The organism is Prolixibacter sp. SD074 (genome assembly GCF_009617895.1).
In the GTDB taxonomy this organism is placed as follows: Bacteria; Bacteroidota; Bacteroidia; order Bacteroidales; family Prolixibacteraceae; genus Prolixibacter.
Genome location: NZ_BLAW01000001.1, coordinates 2,628,347 through 2,653,706, shown reverse-complemented (window position 1 = coordinate 2,653,706; position 25,360 = coordinate 2,628,347). Strand labels below are relative to the sequence as shown.

At 46.4% G+C, this 25,360-nt stretch carries 18 protein-coding genes, 1 tRNA gene and 2 rRNA genes; 15 read left to right on the top strand and 6 right to left on the bottom strand.

From position 1 onward, the window contains the following. The first annotated feature begins 166 nt into the window (after positions 1-166). The 5 genes from GJU82_RS11455 to GJU82_RS11435 all read left to right on the top strand — a co-directional run bounded on the left by GJU82_RS11455 (position 167) and on the right by GJU82_RS11435 (position 7,409). A tRNA-Ala gene (locus GJU82_RS11455) sits at positions 167-240 on the top strand. A 213-nt stretch (positions 241-453) separates the two neighbouring features. Continuing rightward, positions 454-3,356 (top strand): 23S ribosomal RNA (locus GJU82_RS11450). 185 nt (positions 3,357-3,541) lie between these two features. After that, a 5S ribosomal RNA gene (gene rrf / locus GJU82_RS11445) occupies positions 3,542-3,652 on the top strand. A 244-nt stretch (positions 3,653-3,896) separates the two neighbouring features. Continuing rightward, positions 3,897-5,918 (top strand): putative porin, encoded by a 2,022-nt coding sequence (locus tag GJU82_RS11440; RefSeq protein ID WP_153632260.1) that lies wholly within the window; start codon positions 3,897-3,899, stop codon positions 5,916-5,918. A gap of 48 nt (positions 5,919-5,966) precedes the next feature. Then, positions 5,967-7,409 carry a transporter substrate-binding domain-containing protein gene (locus GJU82_RS11435; RefSeq protein ID WP_153632259.1) on the top strand — a complete coding sequence of 481 codons (1,443 nt, stop codon included), beginning with the start codon at positions 5,967-5,969 and terminating at the stop codon, positions 7,407-7,409. Here the strand turns inward: GJU82_RS11435 and GJU82_RS11430 are convergent. Genes GJU82_RS11430 through GJU82_RS11420 form a run of 3 tightly spaced genes read right to left on the bottom strand, consistent with a single transcriptional unit; the run spans position 7,396 to position 10,376 of the window. Continuing rightward, positions 7,396-8,037: a CoA pyrophosphatase gene (locus tag GJU82_RS11430; RefSeq protein WP_153632258.1), complete on the bottom strand. Its 642-nt coding sequence runs from the start codon at positions 8,035-8,037 to the stop codon at positions 7,396-7,398. The two genes, GJU82_RS11435 and GJU82_RS11430, sit on opposite strands and share 14 nt — an antisense overlap. A 43-nt stretch (positions 8,038-8,080) precedes the next feature. Continuing rightward, a complete protein-coding gene (locus GJU82_RS11425) occupies positions 8,081-9,346 on the bottom strand; it encodes an ABC transporter permease (protein WP_228488679.1) in 1,266 nt (421 codons plus the stop codon). Positions 9,347-9,389: 43 nt separating this feature from the next. Beyond that, positions 9,390-10,376 (bottom strand): lysylphosphatidylglycerol synthase transmembrane domain-containing protein, encoded by a 987-nt coding sequence (locus GJU82_RS11420; protein WP_153632257.1) that lies wholly within the window; start codon positions 10,374-10,376, stop codon positions 9,390-9,392. A 163-nt stretch (positions 10,377-10,539) separates the two neighbouring features. On the opposite strand from GJU82_RS11420, the gene rsmA reads away from it, so the two are divergent. Beyond that, the gene (gene rsmA / locus GJU82_RS11415) at positions 10,540-11,319 is read left to right on the top strand and encodes a 16S rRNA (adenine(1518)-N(6)/adenine(1519)-N(6))-dimethyltransferase RsmA (protein ID WP_153632256.1); all 780 of its coding nucleotides are present in this window, start codon (positions 10,540-10,542) and stop codon (positions 11,317-11,319) included. A gap of 3 nt (positions 11,320-11,322) precedes the next feature. Here the strand turns inward: rsmA and GJU82_RS11410 are convergent, their stop codons facing one another. Beyond that, on the bottom strand, positions 11,323-12,573 hold the full coding sequence (locus GJU82_RS11410) for an ABC transporter permease (protein WP_153632255.1): 1,251 nt from the start codon (positions 12,571-12,573) through the stop codon (positions 11,323-11,325). A 155-nt stretch (positions 12,574-12,728) separates the two neighbouring features. Between GJU82_RS11410 and purH the strand changes: the two genes are divergently transcribed. The 7 genes from purH to GJU82_RS17510 are packed head-to-tail and all read left to right on the top strand — an operon-like array spanning position 12,729 to position 20,565. Beyond that, entirely contained in the window at positions 12,729-14,252 is a 1,524-nt protein-coding gene (gene purH, locus GJU82_RS11405) for a bifunctional phosphoribosylaminoimidazolecarboxamide formyltransferase/IMP cyclohydrolase (protein WP_153632254.1), read from the top strand. A gap of 32 nt (positions 14,253-14,284) precedes the next feature. Next, entirely contained in the window at positions 14,285-15,307 is a 1,023-nt protein-coding gene (locus tag GJU82_RS11400; RefSeq protein WP_153632253.1) for a rod shape-determining protein, read from the top strand. 55 nt (positions 15,308-15,362) lie between these two features. Next, positions 15,363-16,196 carry a rod shape-determining protein MreC gene (mreC, locus tag GJU82_RS11395; RefSeq protein WP_153632252.1) on the top strand — a complete coding sequence of 278 codons (834 nt, stop codon included), beginning with the start codon at positions 15,363-15,365 and terminating at the stop codon, positions 16,194-16,196. Further along, positions 16,186-16,692 carry a rod shape-determining protein MreD gene (mreD, locus tag GJU82_RS11390; RefSeq protein WP_153632251.1) on the top strand — a complete coding sequence of 169 codons (507 nt, stop codon included), beginning with the start codon at positions 16,186-16,188 and terminating at the stop codon, positions 16,690-16,692. Before mreC ends, mreD begins: the two co-directional genes overlap by 11 nt. A gap of 21 nt (positions 16,693-16,713) precedes the next feature. Further along, the gene (gene mrdA / locus GJU82_RS11385) at positions 16,714-18,657 is read left to right on the top strand and encodes a penicillin-binding protein 2 (RefSeq protein ID WP_228488678.1); all 1,944 of its coding nucleotides are present in this window, start codon (positions 16,714-16,716) and stop codon (positions 18,655-18,657) included. Next, entirely contained in the window at positions 18,654-20,078 is a 1,425-nt protein-coding gene (rodA, locus tag GJU82_RS11380) for a rod shape-determining protein RodA (protein ID WP_153632249.1), read from the top strand. The genes mrdA and rodA overlap by 4 nt, the downstream gene beginning before the upstream one ends. Before the next feature lie 52 nt (positions 20,079-20,130). Continuing rightward, on the top strand, positions 20,131-20,565 hold the full coding sequence (locus tag GJU82_RS17510) for a hypothetical protein (RefSeq protein ID WP_228488677.1): 435 nt from the start codon (positions 20,131-20,133) through the stop codon (positions 20,563-20,565). A 3-nt stretch (positions 20,566-20,568) separates the two neighbouring features. On the opposite strand, the gene GJU82_RS11370 is transcribed toward GJU82_RS17510, so the two are convergent. After that, positions 20,569-21,132, bottom strand: coding sequence for an ACP phosphodiesterase (locus GJU82_RS11370; RefSeq protein ID WP_194831039.1), 564 nt, complete (start codon positions 21,130-21,132; stop codon positions 20,569-20,571). A 210-nt stretch (positions 21,133-21,342) separates the two neighbouring features. Here GJU82_RS11370 and GJU82_RS11365 point away from each other — a divergent pair, with 210 nt between their 5' ends. Together GJU82_RS11365 and GJU82_RS11360 are read left to right on the top strand one after the other, a co-directional pair. Then, positions 21,343-22,692: a cyclic 2,3-diphosphoglycerate synthase gene (locus GJU82_RS11365; RefSeq protein ID WP_194831038.1), complete on the top strand. Its 1,350-nt coding sequence runs from the start codon at positions 21,343-21,345 to the stop codon at positions 22,690-22,692. Positions 22,693-22,796: 104 nt separating this feature from the next. After that, positions 22,797-23,699, top strand: a complete 903-nt coding sequence (locus GJU82_RS11360) for a carbohydrate kinase (RefSeq protein WP_153632246.1) — start codon at positions 22,797-22,799, stop codon at positions 23,697-23,699. Between the two features lie 144 nt (positions 23,700-23,843). Here GJU82_RS11360 and GJU82_RS11355 read toward each other — a convergent pair whose 3' ends face one another. After that, positions 23,844-24,857, bottom strand: a complete 1,014-nt coding sequence (locus tag GJU82_RS11355; protein WP_194831037.1) for a DMT family transporter — start codon at positions 24,855-24,857, stop codon at positions 23,844-23,846. Positions 24,858-25,360: the final 503 nt, after the last annotated feature.

Genomic DNA, 25,360 nt, shown 5'->3' with positions numbered 1-25,360 from the left:
AAAAATACTGAAAAACACAGGAGCAATTGAATCCCGATACTTCGGGGGGAGAATTGAAGTTGAGAATTCAATGAAAAGCGGTTCTCACGGTTCAATGCACGGGGCGATAAGTCAGGGGCAGAGCAGGAAACGGACATTATCAATTTTCCATTCTCAATTGGGATCTGGGGGATTAGCTCAGTTGGCTAGAGCGCTTGATTTGCATTCAAGAGGCCGTCGGTTCGACCCCGACATTCTCCACAGGCGAGATAAAAGGCCCGGAAAACACGAAGGCACAAGTTCATTAACGACATTTTGGAACACGAAGGATTAGGCTGGCGCCTGAAAGTAATATGCGGGGTTCGATTCCCTGTAATCCACAGGCCCAATAGTAAGGGTAAAGTTCATTGACATGCTGGAAGAAAAACAGAGTTACAAGAGAAACGCCGAAGGATAAAACCTTCGAAAAGGCGAGAGAAAGTAATGAAGGGCGTACGGGGGATGCCTTGGCTCTCAGGGGCGACGAAGGACGTGATAAGCTGCGAAAAGTCGCGGGGAGGTGCAAATAACCGCTAATCCGCGAATATCCGAATGGGGCAACCCACCATGAGTAATTATGGTATCCTGTTATGCAGGAAGCTAACCCGGGGAACTGAAACATCTAAGTACCCGGAGGAAAAGAAAACAAAAGTGATTCCCCAAGTAGTGGCGATCGAACGGGGAACAGCCCAAACCGCAAGTGTTTCGGCACTTACGGGGTTGTAGGACTGCGCTATATGAAGTAAACGGAAATGGAAGTGTCCTGGAAAGCCACACCAAAGGAGGTGAAAGTCCTGTACATGTAAAGTTTGCGGAATTAGCAGTATCCTGAGTAGGGCGGGACACGAGAAATCCTGTCTGAAACAGCCGGGACCATCCGGTAAGGCTAAATACTACTGAGAGACCGATAGTGGACCAGTACCGTGAGGGAAAGGTGAAAAGCACCCCGGACAGGGGAGTGAAAAAGTACCTGAAACCGTACGCCTACAAGCGGTCGGAGCCCCGATGCATATCGGGGTGACGGCGTGCCTTTTGCATAATGAGCCTACGAGTTACTCCTCACTGGCAAGGTTAAGTGGTTCAGCCACGGAGCCGAAGCGAAAGCGAGCCTGAACAGGGCGGAATAGTCAGTGGGGGTAGACGCGAAACCATGTGATCTACCCATGGCCAGGTTGAAGTCCCGGTAACACGGGATGGAGGACCGAACCAGGAGACGTTGAAAAGTCTTTGGATGAGTTGTGGGTAGGGGTGAAAGGCCAATCAAACTTGGAAATAGCTCGTACTCCCCGAAATGCATTTAGGTGCAGCCTTGGTTACGAGTCTTGCAGAGGTAGAGCTACTGATTGGATGCGAGGGCTTCACCGCCTATCAACTCCAGACAAACTCCGAATGCTGCAAGATGCTTACCAGGAGTGAGGGCGCGGGTGCTAAGGTCCGTGTCCGAGAGGGAAAGAACCCGGACCATCAGCTAAGGTCCCCAAGTGTATGTTAAGTTGGTTTAACGAAGTCTGATTGCATAGACAGCTAGGATGTTGGCTTGGAAGCAGCCATTCATTAAAAGAGTGCGTAACAGCTCACTAGTCGAGCGGTCGGGCGTGGATAATAATCGGGCATAAAACATACCACCGAAGCTATGGATTGTAAATTTATTTACAGTGGTAGGGGAGCATTCCGGTCAGCGCCGAAGGTGTACTGCGAGGTATGCTGGAGCGACCGGAAAAGCAAATGTAGGCATAAGTAACGATAAGGCAGGTGGGAAACCTGCCCGCCGATAGACTAAGGTTTCCTGATCAACGCTAATCGGATCAGGGTTAGTCGGGGCCTAAGGCAAAGCCGAACGGCGAAGCCGATGGACCATCGGTTAATATTCCGATACTTCTCTTGACTGCGATGGGGCGACGAAGTGATGAAAGGCCCGCGTACTGACGGAATAGTACGTTAAAAGGCGTAAGTAATGAGACTCACAGGCAAATCCGTGAGTTGAGCTGAAACCTGACAGTACCGGGAGCCTTCGGGCAACCGGACAGTGGCCCTAAGGGCTTCCGAGAAAACCCTCTAAGCACCAGGTCAAGAGGACCCGTACCGCAAACCGACACAGGTAGTCAAGGAGAGAATCCTGAGGCGCTCGAGTGATTCGTGGCTAAGGAACTAGGCAAAATGGCCCCGTAACTTCGGGAGAAGGGGCGCTGGCGCAAGTCAGCCGCAGTGAAAAGGCCCAGGCGACTGTTTATCAAAAACACAGGGCTATGCCAAATCGCAAGATGAAGTATATGGCCTGACACCTGCCCGGTGCCGGAAGGTTAAGAGGGGATGTCATCGCGGCGTATGCCGGGAGAAGCATTGAATCGAAGCCCCGGTAAACGGCGGCCGTAACTATAACGGTCCTAAGGTAGCGAAATTCCTTGTCGGGTAAGTTCCGACCTGCACGAATGGTGCAACGATCTGGGCACTGTCTCAGCCACGAGCTCGGTGAAATTGTAGTAGCGGTGAAGATGCCGCTTACCCGCAACGGGACGGAAAGACCCCGTGAACCTTTACTGCAACTTCACATTGGTTCCGGGTAAGTGATGTGTAGGATAGGACGGAGGCATTGAAGCGGGTTCGCCAGGATTCGTGGAGCCATCCTTGAAATACGTCCCTTTGCTTGCCTGGGGCCTAATCCCTACGTACGTCGGGAGACAGTGTGTGGTGGGTAGTTTGACTGGGGTGGTCGCCTCCAAAAGAGTAACGGAGGCTTCTAAAGGTGCGCTCATGGCGATTGGTAACCGCCAGCAGAGCATAATGGTATAAGCGCGCTTGACTGTGAGACCCACAAGTCGATCAGGTAGGAAACTAGGGCATAGTGATCCGGTGGTTCCGTATGGAAGGGCCATCGCTCAAAGGATAAAAGGTACTCCGGGGATAACAGGCTGATCGCTCCCAAGAGCTCATATCGACGGAGCGGTTTGGCACCTCGATGTCGGCTCGTCACATCCTGGGGCTGGAGAAGGTCCCAAGGGTTGGGCTGTTCGCCCATTAAAGTGGCACGCGAGCTGGGTTCAGAACGTCGTGAGACAGTTCGGTCCCTATCTGTTGTGGGCGTAGGAGACTTGAGAGGGCCTGACGTTAGTACGAGAGGACCGCGTTGGACAGACCACTGGTTTACCAGTTGTTCCGCCAGGGGCACCGCTGGGTAGCTATGTCTGGAAGAGATAAGCGCTGAAAGCATCTAAGCGCGAAGCCCGCCTCAAGATGAGGTCTCCTTAGAGGGCCGTTGGAGACGACGACGTAGATAGGCCGCAGGTGTAAAGACGGTGACGTCAAAGCCGAGCGGTACTAATAGCCCGAAACTTTCCATGCCGGTTTTAGAAATTGGTGTTTTTGTTGTAATGAAGTGTTTTCTTCCAGGGTTCATGTCAGTAAAATAAGTGAGGAGTAAAAAGGCAAAAGTGAGGAGTAAGCATAACTATTTCACACATAAAAGCTAACACTTACCACTGTTTTACAAAACGATATTGTATAGCTGAAAAGCAAGCTGAAAAGTTTAGGTGGCTATAGCGACGGGGCCCCACCTCTTCCCATACCGAACAGAGAAGTTAAGCCCGCCAGCGCCGATGGTACTGCAGAGATGTGGGAGAGTAGGCCGCCGCTTATTTTAAACGTAAAGCCCGGTTCCTTGATTGGAGCCGGGCTTTTATTTTTGTCTGATAAAGGCACCAGATAGTAGACATAAAATGCCTGTTAGTTACTAAGATGCTGGTTTAACGATAGTTTAATAAAACAGCAAGAACTTATATTAACTGGGATTACAGGATGTTTTATGCTTGGCAGACCATATAACATATGATAAAATGGTCACGAAGTAACGTCACGACGCCGAAATAGCTATCTTTGCGCAGATGAATTTTCAGAAGCAAATAGGATTCTTATTGTTCCTGCTGCTCATGGCCGGTACAGCGAAAGCTCAGCGCGGGATGCCCGAAAACGTAGGGAAAGAACGTCTGTCTGCTGCCAGTAAACAGAAAAAGGATTCCATTGTATCGATTATTCATGTTTATAATTTGGTAGACGGCTTATCCCGCCCCCAGCAGGTACAGCTTGATACAGCATTGGCCGATTTCCAGGAGTACAACCCCACCTACGAGAATAACATTTCAGTACAGAATCTGGGTAACCTCGGAACAGCTTATCAAAGCAATCAATTCTTTAATCGTATTAATTATTCTGATTTCATTTTTTTGAATAATCATGGAGCCTACGGCGTTTGGCCGAAAACCAACGAATATTATAATACCACTACTCCGTATACGCTATTGCAGTATGGACAATGGTTTAGCAACCGCCCCAACGGGGAAACCTGGTTGGATGTCTTGCACACGCAGAATGTCACGCCTGAATTCAACTTTGGCATTCACTATGGTTCGATTGGATCGCAAGGAAAATATTTGAACGCCGAGGCTAAGAATAATAATCTTAGTATGTTTCTCAGTTATAATGGCCCTAAATACGACTTGTGGTTCACGATAGGACATAACTCTTTCAAAAACCAGGAGAGCGGTGGATTACTTCGTCCCACCGATATTGCCAATCCTGATTTGAAGCCTGAAAATATGCCGGTGTGGCTTGATGGGGCTAACAGTAAAATGCAGAATCTTTATGCCAGCCTGTCACACCAGTTCAAGGTCGGGAGCTGGAAGGAAGTGAAAGAAGGTGATGAGATGTTCCAAAAATTCATCCCTCGTGTAGCTTTTATGCATACCATCGATTTTGCCGACAGTAAGCGAACGTTCACGGAAACCGATCCCAACCCGTTTTTTGTATTTCGTAATCCGGTCGACACGGTTTATTTCTACGGAAGTGACCATCAGCCGTTGATTAATTCGAAGCAAGGTTCAACCTCTGCATATGCAACTAACGATATTGCCGGAGAAACTCGTGTTACCAATACTTTCCGTGTGAAAGTGCTGGAATCGGCCGGCCGGAAATATTCATTCGGGGAACAAGCTTTCATCGGTAACGACTTGATTAAAGTTTATTACCCCAGAAAAGGGGCTGACAACACCGTGGGTTTAACCCAATCGCATAACCTCACGAATACTTATATCGGTGGTGCGTTATACCGTACCGAAGGAACGTTCTGGAGTTGGAACGCTTTTGGAAAATATTACATCCAAGGATATAAATTCGGTGATTTTGAGATCACCGGTTATGTCGAAAAGCCCATTCGCACCAAGCGTGATACATCGGTGGTCCATATTTACGGAAGAATGCAAAATACGACGCCCGATTATTTCTTGCAGCATTACTTCTCGAATCATTATGAATGGGACAATAATTTCGACAGAACCTACAACTTATCAGTGGGCGGATATTATGACAATCCGCATTGGCGGCTGACCACTGGTGCTGACTATCGTATCGTTAATAATTACGTTTATTTTAACGAAAACGCAGTTCCCGGGCAGGCAAGCTCGGAGTTCTCGGTCATGCAGGCTTATCTGGCCAAGGAATTTGTGGCAGGAGGATTGCATTTTTATAACAAGCTTGTTTATCAATGGACTACTACTGATAAATATCTTCATCTCCCGGAGATGATGTTCCGGAACCGTACATATTATCAAACGCTGGTTTTGCAGGTTCTGCACGTTCAAATCGGGTTTGATTTTCATTATGAAACCAGCTATTATGCTGATAATTACAATCCGGCTACTGGTAGGTTTTATATTCAGAATACCGAAAAAATCGGTAACTACCCATGGCTCGATGCCTTTATCAACCTTAAACTGAAACGTACCCGGTTCTATCTAAAATATTCGAACCTGGGTGAAATGTTTATGAATGGGGGCTATTTCAGAACCCCGACTTATCCTGAACAGATTGCAACTATGTCCTTTGGCGTTGCCTGGTCGTTCTACAACTAGACTTCCCGCTATTTGGCACGTTTGCAATTATTCCCTTACATTTAGCTTATGAGAATCAGAAGATACATATTTCTTCTCTTTGTTGTTTTCTCTCTGTTGGTCATTTCATGTGAACAGGCTACGGCCCCTACACGTGTAGATGATGATCATATCCCGCAAAAAACAAATGAACTGGACAGGGTCCTGCGAGATGGGAAACTGAAAGCAGTTGTAGATTACAATTCAACAAATTATTTCGTGTACCGTGGTCGTCCGATGGGTTTTCAGTACGAATTGCTGAAAGCTCTGGCTAAGAATATGGGCGTGACTTTGGAGATTAATGTGCGAAATAACCTGGAAGAGACATTTAACGATCTGAATGCCGGTCGTGTGGATCTCGTTGCCAAAAATTTGACGATTACAAAAGAACGGAATCAAATCGTTTCGTTCACTTATCCCCTGGGACAAACGCGTCAGGTGTTGGTTCAGCGCAAACCCAAGGACTGGAGACGGATGACTGAAGAGCAGATCGGCCAACATTTGATCAGAAATCAATTGGACCTTGCCGGGAAAACGGTTTATGTACAGCAAAATACCGCGTATGCTGAGCGGATGCGCAGTCTTTCAGATGAAATTGGTGCTGAAATCAATTTAAAAGAGGACTCTGTGTACGGCGTAGAACAATTAGTTGCCATGGTGGCTAAAGGAAAAATCGATTATACGGTTTGTGACGAAAACGTTGGAAAAGTAAACGAAGGCTACTATCCTAATCTCGACGTGAAGACACCGGTCAGTTTTCCACAGTATCTCGCTTGGGCGGTTCGTAAGAATGCTCCGTCGCTGAAAAAATACATTGATATATGGATAAAGAATTTCCGGAAAACCGATGATTACCAGAAATTGTACAATAAGTATTTCCGCAACCCTCGCACGGCATCTATCGTGCAGAGTAATTATTACTCACTTAACGGGAACGAGCTTTCCCGGTACGATTCCATCATTAAGGTTGACAGCCGGAAAATTCATTGGGACTGGCGTTTGGTAGCGTCAATCATTTACCAGGAATCACGCTTCGACCCGCATGCCGAATCATGGGCCGGTGCTGTTGGCTTGATGCAGTTGATGCCTGAAACAGCCGAGTGGTTCAATGTAGATGACAGGATGGATCCGAAACAGAATATCTACGGAGGAACACAAATGCTTTCGTGGCTCGACCATTATTTTTCCGATGATATTCCTGATAAGACCGAACGGTTGAAATTTGTACTGGCTTCCTACAATGTTGGATTGGGGCACGTGCTCGATGCCCGTCGTTTGGCACGGAAATATGGGAAGGACTCGAATATTTGGGACGGCAATGTCGACTATTTCCTGTTGCATAAATCGGTAGCCAAATATTACAAAGACCCGCTTGTTAAATGGGGATATTGCCGGGGAGAAGAACCGTATAACTACGTAAAAGAGGTTTGGGAACGGTACCTGCATTACCGGAACCTGGTTAAGGCATCCTGACAGGCATCTGTTTAAGCACCTCCCGGAATTCGGAGAAAATCATAGCGGTAGCGCCCCAAATGATGTTTCCGTTAAAACGGAAACAGGGAACTTCCCTGGAGCCACTCCGGGTTTCAATTTGGGTTGTTTGAATGGCGTCGGGAGCCAGCAGTTTCTTTACGGGAACCAGTATCAAATCATCTACTTCGGGTCGATTGATCCTGAAATTCGGTTTCGAATCGCTCCAGCCAACTACCGGCGAAATAAAGAAATTGCTGACCGGCACATACAACGGACTTAGTCGTCCCAGAATATCAATATCAGATGGCATCACTCCAACTTCCTCCTGCGATTCCCGGAGGGCTGTGGCAATCAAATCGGGATCCTGATCTTCTTGTTTCCCTCCGGGGAAGGAGATCTGACCGGCATGATTTTTCATGGTTTCCGGTCGCCGGATGAAGCAGGTGTAAAGATGTCCGTTATCGGGGAATAACGTCAGCAAAACGCCACTTTGGTTAACAGACAAATCACTGGTGACAGGCTTTAACTTTCGCCCGGACGGAAGCAGCAACCGATGTGCTTTTTCTCCCGGAAGGGAATGCGAAAGCGCAAAACGTAGATAAGATTGTATGTAAATAAAGTCTGTCATAATACGCCGCTGAATTTACGAACTTCCTGCCGGAAGTTGCTTTTCAATCGAAACGAATGGCTTTATCGGGAGTAATTCGGGAAATGTACCACGAGGGGATGACCAGCATCGACATGGTAATGACCAGTGTTCCGATATTCAGTAAAACAAAATGAAGCAGCTTTAAGTTGATGGGGACCGTGTTAACATAGTAGGACGTTGGGTCGAGCTTGATGATACCAAACTGTGCCTGCAGAAAACAAATCAGCAAGCCAATAATGTTTCCCCATAGCATTCCTTTCCCGATAAGGAAAGTTGAGAGGTAAAGAAATACTTTCCGAACACTCATATTCTCGGTTCCCAAAGCTTTCATAACACCAATCATATTGGTCCGTTCCAGAATGAGGATCAGCAGGCCGGACACCATATTAAAACCGGCGACAATTAAAATCAATCCCAAAATCACCCAAACGTTCATGTCAAGAAGGTTCAACCAGTCGAAAATCTGGGGATATTTTAATTTGATACTTACCGTGCGTAAAACCGGCAGATTTTTCTGATCCTCGTATCTCAACGTCAGGTTGCGGACTTCCTGTGTCATCCGGTCAATTTGATCGAAATTCTTCAGCGAAACTTCAAAACCACTTACCTCGTCACCCGTCCAGTTGTTTAAACGTTGAATGTGTTTAATATCAGCCAGGATAAACAGCCGGTCAAACTCTTCGAGGCTGGTTTTGTAAATGCCCGTAATTTTGAAACGCCGCATTCGTGGAGCACTCGAAACGTCGTTCAGAAAATACATGAATAGCGGATCGCCCAGCTTGAGTTTTAGTAAGTCGGCAAGCTGTTCTGAAATAATAACATTGTCGGTACGAACCGAATCGTTAACATGAAATATTTTTCCTTTCACCATGTTCTGGCGGAAGAAACCCCAGTCAAAATCGGGACCGACTCCTTTCAGCACCACGCCCTGAATTTCATTTTTTGTTTTGATGATACCCGGTTTGGTGGCAAACATTTGTATATGCCTTACATCGGGCATGCCCCGTAACGAGTCGAGCCAGAGCTGCTGTTTGGGAACGGGCTTGGTTTCATATGACGAATTGGAATCGAAGTTTACGACTTGAATATCCGAACCAAAACCGATGACCTTACGGCGAATTTGGGATTTGAAACCAGTGACAATAGCAACGGAAAGAATCATCAAAATTAGTCCCAATGCTATACCAATAATCGCAAATGAGACAATGGCCCGCGAAAATCGTTTTTTCCCTTCGCGGGCCGAAAAAATCCGTCGTGCTATAAAAAGTTCTGTGTTGATTCTGGACACGGGGCAATGATTTTGCGTAAAGGTAGCGAAAAATTCTCCGGTGCTACGCGCGGTGGCGGTTAATGAACGGCAATGCCCAAAGGGAAATCAGGCCAATAACCAGTATCATGGAGGTTTGGGCCGCATGTACCAGAAAGGCAAAAATAACCCCGTTGCTTTTCGCCACTCCGTAAAGGGCTAACCCTTCGATGGTCATTACGTGCCAGGCGCCAATCCCACCCTGAACAGGGGCAACCATACCATAACTTCCTAACACAAATACAGTCATTCCCGCCAGGATTGGAAGATCGCGGGTAAATTCAAAACTTTGGAACGAAACATAGCTCATCAAAAAATACATCAACCAGATAAAAATAGAATGGAAAATAAACGTTCCTTTTTTATCCATGCTTTTGAATGAGCGGAATCCTTCACCAAAACTGCTGAGGACATCGTTGAATTTCTTCGCTGCCGGAAGGTGCCCGTATTTCTTCCGGAAGATGACGACGGCCGCAATTCCAAAAATAACTGCTCCAATCAATATCGGCGACGTTAACACCGAAACAATTTTATCTTCCACTTCCGGATTGTTGCGGAGGAAAAGCAGCATTTTATCGAACTGGGTAATAAATACAAACAACGTGAGCAGCAAAAGCATGATAACATCCACGAACCTTTCGAGGACCACTGTTCCCAGTAATTTCGGCATGGAAATCTTTTCATATTTCGACAGCGCACCACAACGTGAAACCTCTCCCAGACGCGGAAGGGCCAGGTTCATCAGGTAACCAGTCATCACCGAGAAAAAGGTATTCAGGAAACCTGGTTTTTTCCCCAGCGGTTTAATTAAAATGACCCAACGCAGGGTTCGGCTGATGTGGCTCAAAAGCCCCAGGAACAGCGAAAGCCATATCCAGTTATAATTTACGTTATTTTTCAGCACCGATTTGATGCGGTCGATATCCTGGCCACGATATATCAGCCAGAAAAGAAACAAGCCTAATGCCAGAAAAATAAGTGCCTTGGCTATATCGAATAATTTTTTTTTCAACGCGAATCGGGTTTTATGAAGGGCAAATTACTCCGGTAATCTACCATCTACTTCGGGCGAAAGCCACTGAATTTTTGTACTTTTGGACTTCTTTTTAAGTTGAGCAAATTTAGTTTTTTTCGGGAAACAGAACGCATTCAGCCTAAGTCTTGATAAAACGAATATGACAGTAAGGGCAAAGAAGAACCTGGGACAGCATTTCCTTACGGACAAAAATATTGCCCATAAGATCGTGAGCAGCCTGCAGAATAAGGATATTAAACAAGTGCTGGAGGTAGGGCCGGGCATGGGCGTATTAACGCAGTTTTTGCTGGAAGATAAAGGCTTGCAGACTTTTGTGGTAGAGATTGATCGCGAGTCGGTTGCCTACCTTCATGAGCATTATCCGGAACTCGGTGACCGTGTGATTTCAGGCGATTTTCTGAAAATGAATTTAATGGAATATCTTCATGGGCCTTTTTCCCTTATTGGAAATTTCCCGTATAATATTTCATCCCAGATTTTTTTCAGGGTACTGGAATACCGTAACCAGGTTCCTGAGGTGGTGGGGATGTTACAAAAAGAGGTGGCCGAACGGATTACAGCCGGACCAGGAAGTAAAACCTACGGAATATTAAGTGTATTGCTTCAGGCCTGGTACGATATCGAGTATCTTTTTACGGTGCATGAAAATGTATTTTCACCGCCGCCAAAAGTAAAATCGGCTGTTATCCGGTTAACCCGGAATAAAGTCGAATCGCTCGGGTGTGATGAGAAGTTGCTGTTCACTATCGTGAAGCAGTCATTTAATCAGCGACGGAAAATGCTGCGAAACAGTTTGAAGGGACTGGTCCCGGAAATTGATAAGGTGGATAAAAGCTGGTTGTCGAGGCGGCCCGAACAACTCTCTGTTCAGGAATTCGTTGCCTTGGCCCGTGAAATAGAAAAGGTACTTCACGCTTAATAATTAAACGGTATTGATGGCTTCCACCGGGTCGAGACTGGAAGCTTTTCTTGCTGGCAGCATACCTGCTACCACTCCGATGGTTGCCGAAATAAATATCCCGGTGAAGATGTTCCCCAGGGTCAGCGAGAGATTAAAGGTGGACATTTGGCTGACGAGCACCGACCCGACATAGACGAGCAGAAGGCCGATTGCCCCTCCCATGACAGAAAGAACCACCGATTCAAACAAGAACTCCAGCATGATGAAATAATTCTTCGCACCCAGTGATTTTTGAATGCCAATGATTTTGGTGCGCTCTCTCACCGAAACAAACATGATGTTGGCAATGCCGAAACCTCCTACCAGGATAGCGAATCCGCCAATGATCCAGCCAGCAAGGTTGAATACCTTGAAGAAATTATCGAGCTGCCCGGAAATCAGGCTGACTTCATTCAAGGCAAAATCATTCTCTTCGCCGGGTTTGAGCCGCCGTATGGAACGCATCACTCCCTCCAGATTGTCGCGAAGCCATTGCGCTGAAACACCTTCCCTCCCTTTTACAACAATGCTTTGTCCCATGTCGCGATGAATATCGACCATGCGCGCCGCAAATTTGATCGGAAGCAGTACCCGTTTATCCATGCTGGTGCCAAACATGTCTTCTCCCATCTTGGTAAAAACCCCGATGATGAAAATTTTGTACCCCTGTATTTTGATGGTTTTCCCAATCGGGTTTTCATTGGGGAAAAGTTGTGATGCTACATCGGCTCCAAGCATTCCAAGGTTTCGGGACGAATTCATTTCAATTTCGGAGAATGCCCTTCCCCGGGCAACGTTCAGCGACCATATGTTAATTAAGCCCGGCGAGGTTCCCATGATTTGCACATTCCCGGCACTGTTTCTACCTACTTGTACGGTGCGCTGGAAACTGACATTAAATGACGCGTCCCGGGAGAGCTGCGAGCGCCGCAAAATATCTTCTGCTTCCTGAAGTTTTGGAACCGGACGGTTCAGATATTTCCACCACGGATATTCCGTTTCCCCTTCGGGCGGAGCCCACGGCCATTTCTGAATATAAATTACGTTGCTACCCAATGACTCCATACTGGCACGAATAGATCGTTCCAGCGAATCAATTACGGTGAAAACCGAAATGATACAGAAGATACCTATCGTAATGCCTAAAAGCGAAAGAAATGTTCGCAATTTGTTTACGGTCAATGCATTGTGGGCAAAACGGAAACTTTCGAGTATGAGTTTGAGTAAAAGCATAGCGTTCAATGGTTGTATAAAGGTAGGAATAATTTGAAAAGGGAATTTTTCTTGCTTTTTTTATGTTTATTGGAAATATTATAAATCAATTTATAAAAGGTCTGAAAACTTACGGCTTTTTATTAACTTTGCGGGTAAAAGTTAAATAATTATAAATGAGTGGCTTAAAGAAGGTGAAATCAGCGTTGGTTTCTGTTTATCACAAAGATAAACTGGATATTATTGTTAAAAAATTGAATGAGCTGGGGGTTACTTTATACTCAACGGGTGGTACACAAAAGTTTATCAGCGAACTAAATGTTCCGGTAACGGCAGTAGAAGACTTAACGACATATCCTTCTATTTTAGGAGGAAGAGTTAAGACACTTCACCCGAAAGTATTTGGTGGAATCCTGGCACGTAGGGAGAATGACGGAGATAAGAGACAGTTGGAACAGTATGAAATTCCGGAAATTGATTTGGTAATTGTCGACCTTTACCCTTTTGAGGAAACGGTTGCCACAGAAGCTTCGGAAGCCGATATTATTGAGAAGATTGACATTGGTGGGATTGCATTGATTAGGGGGGCTGCCAAGAATTTTAACGATGTGTTGATCGTTTCCCACCGCGGTCAGTACGAAGAGTTGCAGGCTTTACTTGACGAAAAAGGAGGAGAAACTTCTCTGGATGACCGGAAAGCTTTCGCAGCGCAGGCCTTCGCTACTTCTTCGCATTACGATACAGCTATTTATAATTATTTTGCCGGCGAATGGCCTGAAAAATTACGGGTCAGCCAGAATGAGTCGAAGTCGTTGCGCTACGGCGAAAACCCACATCAGAAAGGTGTATTCTTTGGCAAATTAAATGAAATGTTCGAGCAACTTCACGGCAAGGAGATTTCGTACAATAATTTGCTGGATATCGATGCGGCCATCAGTTTGATTGACGAATATGACGCCACGACTTTTGCGATACTGAAACACAACAACGCCTGTGGATGTGCCAGTCGCGAAAACCTGGTAACTGCATGGAAAGATGCATTGGCCGGCGATCCGGTATCTGCTTTTGGTGGAATTTTGATTACCAACCGGGAAGTAGACGCCGTAACAGCTGCTGAAGCTAACAAGATTTTCTTCGAGGTGATTATTGCCCCGGCTTATTCTGCGGAAGCACTTGAAATTCTGGAGCGTAAGAAAAACCGTATTATCCTGATTCGGAAAGAAGGTAAGACACCTGATGTTCAGTTCAGGAGTGTGCTGAATGGAGTGATTGTTCAGGAAAAAGACAGGAAGCAGGAAGTTGCTGATGAGCTGAAGCCGGTAACGAAAAAAGTACCTACGGCAGGGCAGGTGGAAGATTTATTGTTTGCCAATCGCTTGGTTAAACAATCAAAATCAAATACGATCGTTCTAGCTAAAGGGAAACAACTGCTGGCTAGTGGTGTTGGCGAAACTTCCCGTGTGGATGCGCTGAAGCATGCCATCGAAAAAGCAAAATCATTTGGTTTTGATTTGAAAGGCGCTGTTATGGCATCTGATGCGTTCTTTCCGTTTGCCGACTCGGTTGAAATTGCGCACAACGAGGGGATCGATTGTGTGATTCAGCCGGGAGGATCCATCCGGGATAAGGACTCCATCAAATTTTGTGATGCGCATGATATGGCGATGGTTGTAACCGGATTCCGGCATTTTAAGCATTGAGTTAGTAAAACAATAAATGAACTAAGACACGTATGGGCCTATTCTCTTTTCTTACCCAGGAAATTGCCATCGACCTTGGTACGGCCAATACCATCATTATTCATAATGATAAGATTGTTGTTGATGAACCATCGATTGTGACCATCGATATGAAGACAGAAAAAATGGTTGCAATTGGGGAGAAGGCAAGGCAGATGCAAGGGAAAACGCATGCTAACCTGAAAACCATCCGTCCGTTGCGCGATGGGGTCATTGCAGATTTTAACGCGGCCGAGCAGATGATCAGGGGGATGATCAAGATGATTCATCCGAAAAGCCGTTTGTTTTCGCCAGCATTAAAAATGGTAGTTTGTATTCCGTCCGGTTCAACCGAAGTTGAGATCAGGGCGGTACGCGACTCGTCGGAACATGCCGGCGGCCGTGAAGTTTACATGATTTACGAACCAATGGCAGCGGCCATCGGTATCGGCCTTGATGTAGAAGCACCCGAGGGAAATATGATTGTCGATATCGGTGGTGGTACTACCGAAATTGCTGTTATCTCGCTTGGCGGAATTGTGACCAACAAGTCCATCCGTATTGCGGGTGACGACCTGACCGGCGACATTATGGAGTACATGCGCCACCAGCATAACATTAAAATCGGTGAGCGTACGGCTGAGGAGATTAAAATCAATGTCGGTGCAGCGTTGTCCGAGTTGGAGGATCCGCCATCTGATTTTATTATCCAGGGACCGAACCAGATGACCGCATTGCCGATTGAAGTCCCGGTATCATACCAGGAAATAGCACATTGCCTGGAAAAATCGATTTCGAAGATTGAAACGGCTGTTTTGAGTGCGTTAGAGCAAACTCCGCCTGAGTTGTATGCCGATATCGTGAATCGCGGTATTTGGCTGGCCGGTGGAGGAGCCTTGTTGCGCGGACTCGATAAGCGCTTGTCCGATAAACTGAATATTCCGTTCCATATTGCTGAAGACCCGTTGCGGGCTGTTGCCAGAGGAACAGGAATTGCACTGAAGAATGTGGACAAATTCTCATTCCTTCTTCGTTAACATGAAATAAAATTAATGCAGACCAGGGAGGAGTATATTCCTCCCTTTTTTGCCTATGAGGAATTTACTACGTTTTCTGGCTAAGTATCATGCCGTATTTTTATTTGTATTTCTTGAGGCGTTGTCCATCACAATGATAGTGAAGTACAATAATTATCAGCATGTCAAATTTTTGAACTCAAGTAACCGGGTAACCGGAAGTATATACAACGGTTATTGGGGCGTTGCGCAGTATTTTTCCTTGAAACAGATTAATAACGAACTAGCAGAAGAGAATGCCAGGTTGCGCTCGGAACTGATGCGTGAAGAACTATCGAAAATTGGAAACGATGCTCCGGAACACGATTCCCTGTACCGCCAGAATTTCTTCTTCATCACCGCCAAGGTGATTAATAATTCGGTAAACAGGGCCCACAATTATATCCTACTGAATAAAGGCTCGCGACATGGAATTAAACCCGATATGGGGGTTGTGTCAAGTGATGGCGTTGTAGGCGTGGTCACTAATGTGTCGAAGAATTACTGCACCGTCATTTCTATCCTGAATAACCGGTTGAAGATTAGTGCCAAGATTAAGCGTAACAATTATTTTGGTTCGTTTACCTGGGATGGTGGTGATTACCGGAAAGCTGAACTTGACGAAATTCCTTTTCATGTGGATGTGGCTAAAGGCGATACAATTGTGACCAGCGGTTATTCAGCCATCTTCCCGGAAGGATTGATGCTGGGAACCGTTTCCGATTATTCACTCCAGGGAGGAGGTAATTTCTACAAAATTACGGTGGACCTGTCGGTGGATTTCAAAAACCTGGTGTATGTGGATGTCATTCAGAACAAAACACGTGACGAAATATTGAAGCTCGAATCAACGGACGAAAATGATCAATGATATTCTGAAATATGGCATTATGTACGTGGTGCTGGTCCTGGTCCAGGTCCTGCTCATCAATAACGTGCAATTAGGGGGAATGTACTCTCCGTTTATCTACATCCTTTTCATTTTACTGTTGCCATTCGACACTCCCCGTTACCTGTTGCTGATTTTAGGTTTTTTACTTGGACTGACAATTGATATTTTCTCCAACACCCCGGGAATTCATGCCTCGGCTACGGTGTTTGCAGCCTTTTTACGTCCGGGTGTCTTAATGTTGGTTTCTTCCAGGGATAACCATGAACCGGGAAGTGCTCCGCGAATCAGTACCTATGGTTTCGAGTGGTTCCTGAAATATGCAGTTATACTGATTTTGGCGCATAACCTTTTTCTCTTTTTCGCAGAAGCATTTACCCTGCACGGATTATTTCATACGTTGCTTAAAGCAATCATTAACTCCTTTTTATCGATAATTTTAATAGTTTTGAGCCAGTATCTGGTATTCCGGAAATAACGCGGTTCGAAATTTAACGTGGTGGATTCCAACGCAAAACGCACATACCTTATTGCAGCCATATTTTTGGTGGTAGCTGTTACGTACATCATACGCCTGTTTACACTGCAGGTGGTCGATACTTCGTATAAGCTTTCAGCGACCAATAACGTGGTGCGCCGTATCGTGAATTACCCGGCCCGCGGATTGATTTACGATCGCAAGGGGACCTTGATGGTTTATAATCAGGCGGCCTACGATGTGTTGGTTACACCCCGTGAACTTCAACCGTTCGATACCCTGAACTTCTGCAACATTACAGGGGTGACGAAGGCGGACCTGAAGGAACAACTGCAAAAAGCGAAAGAATACTCTTATTTCAAACCTTCCGTTATCATTAAGCAGTTATCTGCTCAGCGGTATGCCATTTTGCAGGAGCAGATGTATAAATTCTCCGGATTTTTCGTCCAGACGCGTACCCTTCGGGAATACCCGCAAAAAATTGCATCGCATGTGCTGGGATATGTAGGGGAGGTCAACCAGCAGATGATGGAAAAAGACTCGTATTACGAAACGGGTGATTATGCCGGTATCACCGGGATTGAAAAATCGTACGAAAAGGAATTGCGTGGGGAGAAAGGGGTCAACTACCTGATGGTGGATGTGCATAACCGCATAAAAGGTTCTTTTCAGAACGGACGTTATGATACAACTGCCGTTATCGGCGAAAATGTGGTGACCTCGCTCGATGCGGAATTACAGCGGTATGGCGAAGAACTGATGCAAGGTAAGGCCGGAAGTATTGTCGCCATTGAGCCTTCGACAGGTGAGGTGCTGACACTGGTGAGTTCACCTACTTACGATCCGAATTTGCTGGTTGGCCGCGACAGGGGCGAACATTACCTGGCTTTGGCCCGTGATACGGTAAATCCACTATTTAACCGGGCACTCATGGCGCAGTATCCGCCGGGATCGACCTTTAAAATGGTGAATGCCCTCATTGGGTTACAGGAAGGCGTTTTGACGCCGTACACTCGTTACGCATGTCATTACGGGTATACGGTTGGGCATTATCATATGGGATGCCATCATGATACAGCCTTTACGTTAACCGGCTCCATTGCTGAGTCATGTAATGCCTACTACGCGCAGGAATTTAGGAGCATTATGGAAAATCATAAATATCCCGATGTTCGTCAGGCTTACGATAGCTGGCGGAAATATGTGATGAGTTTTGGCTTTGGACGCACCTTGGGGACTGATTTCCCGAATGAGTTGAAAGGGTTTGTTCCTTCTTCCGGTTTTTATGAGAAGTACGTGTTTAAGGGCTCTCGTTGGCGGGCATTGCCGATTATTTCTCTTGCCATTGGTCAGGGCGAATTGGGAATAACACCCTTGCAGCTTGCTAATTACGCAACAACGTTGGCTAACAGAGGGTATTATTACATTCCACATATTGTAAAGAAGATCCAGAACGGGAATATTCCCAAGCGGTTTACCGAAAAGCATTATACGGATATCGATACGGTGCAATTCCCGAAAATTATTGAGGGAATGGAAGAAGTGATGGAACCGGGTGGTACGGCTGCCATGTCGCATATTCCAGGAATTTTGGTTTGTGGGAAAACCGGCACGGCCCAAAACCCACATGGGGCCGATCACTCCGTTTTCATGGCATTTGCCCCGGCTGATCATCCAACGATTGCCATTTCTGTTTATGTCGAAAATGGAGTTTGGGGAGCCCGGTATGCCGCGCCTATCGCCAGCCTGATGATAGAAAAGTACCTGACAGATTCGATTTCTTCCGGAAGGAAATGGCTGGAAAAACGGATGTTGGAGGCGAATTTGCTGGAGCCCGAAAAGAAGGCACCTCCTAAAAAGGAAACAATAATTAAAAGTACTACAACCATTAAACGGGATACAACGCCAAAAGAAAATGGAACGATAAGAAGAAGCACACTGATTAGAAAGGATACAATACATTGATTCGCAGGAATAACATATGGTATAATCTTGACTGGATCACAGTCTTTCTTTATATAATCCTGGTGTTTCTGGGGTGGCTGAATATTTATGCTGCCGTTTACAACGAAGATCACCAGAGTATTCTGGATATGACACAGCGTTATGGTAAGCAGCTTTTATGGATCTTAATGGCTTCGGTTATTGCCATAATAGTATTGATTATCGACAGTAAGTTCTATGTTGCATTTGCCTATGTGTTTTATGGTGTGGTTATTCTTTTGCTAATTGCAGTCCTGTTTTTTGGCCGGGAAGTCAATGGTGCGCGTGCCTGGTTCGAGATTGGTGGCTTTGCCCTGCAACCTGCCGAGCTGGGAAAGTTTGCTACAAACCTCGCTGTGGCTAAATATATTAGTCAGTACAATTTTAAGATGCACCGGTTTAAATCCCTTGCCGTTTTAGGGATGTTAATTGGTGTTCCTGCTTTATTGATTATTGCGCAGAACGATACCGGCTCTGCATTGGTTTACGCCGTGTTTATCCTGGTTTTTTATCGTGAGGGATTGTCCGGCATGTTTTTGTTCTGGGGATTTGCCGCCTCGCTCCTGTTTGTATTGACATTGATTTGGAACGAAGTTCGCCTGGTTGGCTTTCTCATATTTACATCGGTATTAGCTTATGGAATTGTCCGGCAACGGATGAAAGAAGTGGTAAAGATGATTGGCATCTTTGCAGCCCTTTTGGGTGTCGTTTATCTAATTAATTATACGGTACATTTGGGCTTGTCAACGGCAATGATTTTATATATCACAACCGGAATTTCGATCTTTATTTTTATTATTTACGGTATCCGGAAGCGGATTCGCCCGGTTTTTTGGGTCGTGTTGTTTTTTGTCAGTTCGTTGGCCCTGAGCCGCTCGGTTTTTTTTGCATATGAGAACGTACTGGTTGCACACCAACGCGACCGGATTGATGAGGTGTTGGGAATTCACTCGGATCCACTTGGAGTAGGCTATAACGTGAATCAATCGAAAATTGCCATTGGTTCCGGCGGTATTACAGGAAAAGGCTTTCTGAAAGGGACCCAGACGAAATTCAACTTTGTGCCGGAACAGAGTACCGACTTTATCTTTTGTACAGTTGGTGAAGAGTGGGGGTTTTTGGGAACTTCTACCGTGGTTATTCTATTCATGATTTTGTTGATACGCCTGCTAATCATGGCGGAACGACAACGATCCCGTTTTAGTCGTGTATATGGTTACGGCGTAGCTGGAATTCTGTTTTTCCACTTTGCCATCAATGTCGGTATGACTATCGGATTGGTGCCGGTTATTGGCATACCCCTTCCGTTCTTTAGCTACGGTGGGTCATCGCTGTGGTCGTTCACATTCCTGTTGTTTATCTTTTTGCGTCTCGATGCCAGTCGCATGGAAATACTTAGATAATAGCACGATAGCGCCAAATTTTATTTTGGGGTTATTTTTAATTTTTCAGGGTATGATAAAATATCGTTCTTATTCTTTGTCCAATTTTCGATCGGTCCCGCAAATCGATCGACTTTCTGAAGAACAAATGTTTACCATCGAAGTGGTTGGTAGGGTTTTGCCTTTCAAGGCCAGCAGCTATGTCATTGACGAACTGATTGACTGGGGGCCACTTCGGGCATATCAGCAGGTGAGCGGTGCCTGCCGTACCGTTCGTGTACCGAGTGTGTCGAGTGGGCCAGGTAAAATACGCATTGTAGGCGTGTCGGAAATTAATGGTGAGAAAGTGTTCGTGTTGAACTTTATTCAGGGGCGAAACCCTGACTGGACTAACCGGCCATTTTTTGCCAGGTACGATCCGGATGCCATTTGGATAAGCGATTTAAAACCGGCTTTCGGAGAGGAAGCGTTTTTCTTCGAAGAGGAGTTGGTTTCGATGAGTGATTAGTAATTAGCCCCGCTTTAGCCGGGGCATTTTTATTTCTACGCCGGCCACTTCGATGGCGAACTGAATGATTTCGGGAAAGAAGCGGGCAAACGCTTCATCAAACTGCGCATATTCTTCCTTCAATGTTTTCATCGCAAAAGGCGTTTCCTCTGGTAGCGAAGTGCGACGGCTTAAAATGCTCAGCGATTCTTCAATCCCATCAAGTCGGGCGTAGGATTCCAATCGTTTATGCTGAATGAGGAACGGTGCAAACAGTTTTGCCCTTGCCGGCAGTATGCGGTAATTGGATAGAAGGATACCATGAAAACGGCGGGTGGCATCTTGCAACGGCTGAGCTGAATAACGTTGCCAATTAGCGGCCAGAAAGTGGTCAAAGAAAATATCGGTAACCACGCCGGCATATTTCCGGTAACCCGGACGAAGTATTTGATTACAGGCACGGACTGCTTCGTTATGGTCGGTAAACTCATCGATTTTGCGATGCAGTAAAATGCCCCGCTCCACCTCGGTCGGAAAATCACGGTGCTGCTTTCCCTTTACGTAATCGCCAATGAAGTTTCCGATCATTAATTCCTCTGATTCCCCAGATAAGTATATGTGCGCAAGATAGTTCATCCAATCCCTCCTAATCAGCACGCAAAGTGCCATTTATTCATGTAATATCCAAATCGGACGTTTGCATCCGCTGATCAGATGAGAAAATTCATGTTCTGGGCGTATTGTTTTGGTTAACTTAATAGAATCGTTTAAACCTCTCACATCTAAATCATTTCAACTATGGCACGTCGTAATGTTCTTATCATCGGGGCTGCTGGCCGCGATTTTCACAACTTTAACACCTTTTTCAGGGACAATCCCGATTACCGGGTTGTTGCATTTACCGCTGCACAAATTCCCGACATCGACGGGAGAAAGTATCCGCCGGAACTGGCCGGAGCCAATCTTTATCCGGATGGCATCCCGGTATACGAGCAAAACGATTTGGCGCAACTGATCCGGGAACTGGAAGTGCAGGACTGTTTTTTCTCTTACAGTGATGTAGCATACAAAAAAGTGATGAGTTTAGCTTCCGTTGTGCAGGCTGCCGGGGCCAATTTCATGTTGCTGGGCCCGGGCGAAACGATGCTGCGAAGCACCAAACCGCTCATCTCGGTGACCGCTACGCGTACCGGGTGTGGAAAAAGCCAGACTTCCCGGAAGGTGATTGAACTGCTGGCCCAAATGGGATTGAAAGTGGTGGCCATCCGGCATCCTATGCCTTATGGCGACCTGAATGCGCAAAAAGTGCAGCGATTTGCGGCGATTGCCGACCTGAAAAAGCACAAATGTACCATCGAGGAGATGGAAGAATATGAACCGCACATTGTTCGCGGGAACGTTATTTATGCCGGTGTGGACTACGAAGCCATCCTCCGCGCTGCAGAGAACGATCCGAACGGTTGCGACGTCATCCTTTGGGATGGTGGTAACAATGATATGTCGTTTTACCAATCCGATCTGTCGATTGTTGTGGCAGACCCGCACCGTGCCGGGGCCGAGGGCGCTTATTATCCGAGCGAAGTGAATGTACGCCTGGCCGATGTGGTTGTCATTAACAAAATCGATACGTCGGGGCCCGGGCAAATTCAGGAGGTACGGAACAACATTGCCCGCATCAACCCGAAAGCGGTGATTGTGGAGGCTGCTTCCCCCGTACGGGTGGACGATCCCGACTTGATTCGCGGCAAGCGGATTCTGGCGGTGGAAGATGGTCCGACACTTACGCATGGTGAGATGAAAATCGGGGCGGCGATTGTGGCTGCTCAGAAGTTGGGAGCTACTGAGATTGTCGATCCGCGTCCATGGTTGACCGGGCGACTGGAAGAGACTTTCCGCATTTATCCGGACATTGGCACCTTATTGCCGGCCATGGGCTACGGCGATGAGCAGGTGAAAGACCTGGAGAAAACCATCAACAAGGTGGATTGCGATACCGTGATTGTGGGAACGCCAATCGACCTGCGCCGCGTGGTGAATATTAAAAAACCTTCGACCCGGGTATATTACGATTTGGAAGAAATAGGGGAGCCCAAACTGGCGGGTATACTGGATGAATTCGTTCAAAAACATCTTCCCGGAAGGGTATAAGAACAGGAAAGCGGCTCCGTCCGCTTTTTTTTATTTTATATAAACATTACCTTCACGTGAAACTTGATGGCAACACACGGTTGCTCCAAAATTTTACTTCGTACATGACATATAATATCATCGCATTTGGGGAGTTGTTATGGGATTTGTTGCCTGAAGGCAAGGCGTTGGGAGGCGCTCCGGCGAACTTCATTTTTCGGGTGAACCACTTTGGAAATAATGGAAAACTAATTACCCGGCTGGGAAACGACAAGCTGGGGAAAGAGGCGATGGAACGCGTGATAGAAATTGGCTTGCCCACCGGATATGTGCAGGTCGACGAGCATGTTCCTACCGGGACAGTGGATGTGTTCCTGGATAAACGGGGAATTCCCGATTTTACCATCAATACCGGCGTAGCGTTCGATGAAATTGCATTTACCCCCGATATGAAGAAGCTTGCTTCCGAGGCACACTGCATTTATTACGGAACGTTGGTCCAGCGGGGGGAGAAATCCCGGGAATCGCTTTTTAAACTGATTGACGCGGCACCCAAAGCGTTGAAATTTTGCGATATCAATTTACGAAAAGACTGTTATACCCCCGAAATCCTGCACGAATCACTTCAGCGGGCCGATGTGGTGAAGATCAACGATGAAGAGATTATGGAGCTCGGGAAAATTTTTACGCTCATTGGGACCGACCCGCGCAGCTATGGCGAGGATTTGATGATGCGCTTCGACCTGGGTATCCTGTTGGTGACCATGGGCCCAAAAGGCGCTTTGTGTATCACGCAGGATGGTGAGTTTTTCTACGATTCGGGGTACGAAGTGAAGGTGAAAGATACGGTGGGCTCGGGAGATGCCTTTTCAGCCGGATTTCTCCACATTTTACTGAAAACCGGAGATGTGCACCATGCGCTGAACTTCGGTAACGCATTGGGCGCGTTGGCGGCCACAACGTCCGGCGCTACGGTTCCCATCAGCGAGTCGGAAGTGATGGCTTTTATGCGAAAGTATTACGTCTAAGTAGATGAAATGAATTATACAGTTGATATGTTCTTCTGTGGCTGTATGAATGTGCGGATTGAAAAATAGCTGACTTACAAATTTTCCTGCAAGCTGAATTTCACCCCTCCCCCCGAAGCCTCGGGGCTCTCCTAAAGGGGCGGCTTAAAGTCCCCTCCACGGTTCCGAAGTTTCGGAATAGGGGTTAGTCAAATTTGAATTCACATTCTGATAGTTGTCCAAATGTTTCCCGGAATTATTTTTCCGGGCTTTTTTATTCCGGTACTGTTCCGGCAGCTTGGCTACGGCTATTAAGATAACGCCGGCAACCGAGAGCACCCCGCCAAATATCTGGTATCCCTGCGGCAGTTGCCCGAAGTAAATCAACACGCCTCCCATCACAAACAAGCCTTTCAGTGCCTGGATAATGGACGAACGCGACGCTTCGATGTGCTCGAAACTCTTGTAGACGAGCAGCACCGCCAGGAAAGGCCCGAAGAAAGCGCCCAGTCCGGTATTGAGCATTGCCCTTCCGGGAACATTGAGTGAGTTGCCGGAAACAAGTATCCAGCCAATGGCAAACAGGAAGAGCCAGAAGGTGCGGTTGAAATTGAGCAGCTCGGGCGGAAAATCCTTTACTTTTACTTTCACCAGGATGGTAGTGGCTGCCGCAAAAAGGGCGTTCAGCACCACAAGTCCCGTACCCGGAATAAAGAAATCGGCGAGTTTGGCCGAGCCGGAATAGCTGGTGATGAAAGCTCCCACCAAAACAACCACAATGCCCACGGTTTCGAGGCGGGTAAATCGTTCTTTTAACAGCACAACCCCCATCAAGGTTACAAACAGCGGAAACAGGTTGCCCATGAAACTCGTCACCGCCGGATTTTCGATGACTTTGATGGAAGCGAAAAACAGGGTGGTGGTCGCTATCTCCATCGCGCCCAGCGTGGGCAATACCCACCGCGACTTTTTCGGAAGGGCCCGTAATACCGACAACTTGCCGCGAAAGAGCACAACCGCCAGGTTCAGGCTGAAAGCAACCAGGAACCAGTAAAACCAGAACTGCGACATGCTCATGTCGTTCATGGCTGCTTTACTGAAGATGTACACGTTGCTGAACGAAATGGTGGCCAGCACCGTGTAAATGTACCCGCGCGGGCGGTTAGCCTGTGTTGTCATACGGTTGGTATCTGGGTGCAAAGATAGACTAATGTAAATTTTAAATGATGGATGTTGAATTAAAAAAAGACGAAGAGACATTAGATGTTAGACTCCAGGCATCAGACGGTGATAGTGGGAGATGACGTAAGGCGCAGACTGTGGCAAAGGCGAAGAAATAGACGGCACTTTTCTGTCCGAATATCTATCATCTGTTGTCTATCAGTCTTCTTTCAAAAAGTTATCAACTGTTTAATATTATGTGTAGTTGGGATGAACATTCGATTTTTTATGGTGAACGTGCAAAAATCTGTGGTGAATGACACATTGTACGAAACCGTACACCGAAGTAAACAAAGTTATCAACAGGTAGCGAGCCGCCTGTCTTAGGATTTTTTCTGCAAAAGGCCTAATTTTAGGTTAGTTCGTACGACAGTAGCTTTGAGTAGGTGAGGTAGCTCATTGTCGGTTGACAGAAGACCAGAGAAAACAAACCATTAAAGATAACCAGGAAACGTTAAAAA

Coding starts and splice junctions, on each gene's coding strand:
- GJU82_RS11400 (WP_153632253.1), top strand. CDS start 14,285: ATGGGCCTATTCTCTTTTCTTACCCAGGAAATTGCCATCGACCTTGGT.
- mreC (WP_153632252.1), top strand. CDS start 15,363: ATGAGGAATTTACTACGTTTTCTGGCTAAGTATCATGCCGTATTTTTA.
- GJU82_RS11430 (WP_153632258.1), bottom strand. CDS start 8,037: ATGACAGACTTTATTTACATACAATCTTATCTACGTTTTGCGCTTTCG.
- rsmA (WP_153632256.1), top strand. CDS start 10,540: ATGACAGTAAGGGCAAAGAAGAACCTGGGACAGCATTTCCTTACGGAC.
- purH (WP_153632254.1), top strand. CDS start 12,729: ATGAGTGGCTTAAAGAAGGTGAAATCAGCGTTGGTTTCTGTTTATCAC.
- GJU82_RS17510 (WP_228488677.1), top strand. CDS start 20,131: ATGATAAAATATCGTTCTTATTCTTTGTCCAATTTTCGATCGGTCCCG.
- GJU82_RS11410 (WP_153632255.1), bottom strand. CDS start 12,573: ATGCTTTTACTCAAACTCATACTCGAAAGTTTCCGTTTTGCCCACAAT.
- GJU82_RS11435 (WP_153632259.1), top strand. CDS start 5,967: ATGAGAATCAGAAGATACATATTTCTTCTCTTTGTTGTTTTCTCTCTG.
- GJU82_RS11370 (WP_194831039.1), bottom strand. CDS start 21,132: ATGATCGGAAACTTCATTGGCGATTACGTAAAGGGAAAGCAGCACCGT.
- mreD (WP_153632251.1), top strand. CDS start 16,186: ATGATCAATGATATTCTGAAATATGGCATTATGTACGTGGTGCTGGTC.
- GJU82_RS11355 (WP_194831037.1), bottom strand. CDS start 24,857: ATGACAACACAGGCTAACCGCCCGCGCGGGTACATTTACACGGTGCTG.
- GJU82_RS11360 (WP_153632246.1), top strand. CDS start 22,797: ATGACATATAATATCATCGCATTTGGGGAGTTGTTATGGGATTTGTTG.
- GJU82_RS11365 (WP_194831038.1), top strand. CDS start 21,343: ATGGCACGTCGTAATGTTCTTATCATCGGGGCTGCTGGCCGCGATTTT.
- GJU82_RS11440 (WP_153632260.1), top strand. CDS start 3,897: ATGAATTTTCAGAAGCAAATAGGATTCTTATTGTTCCTGCTGCTCATG.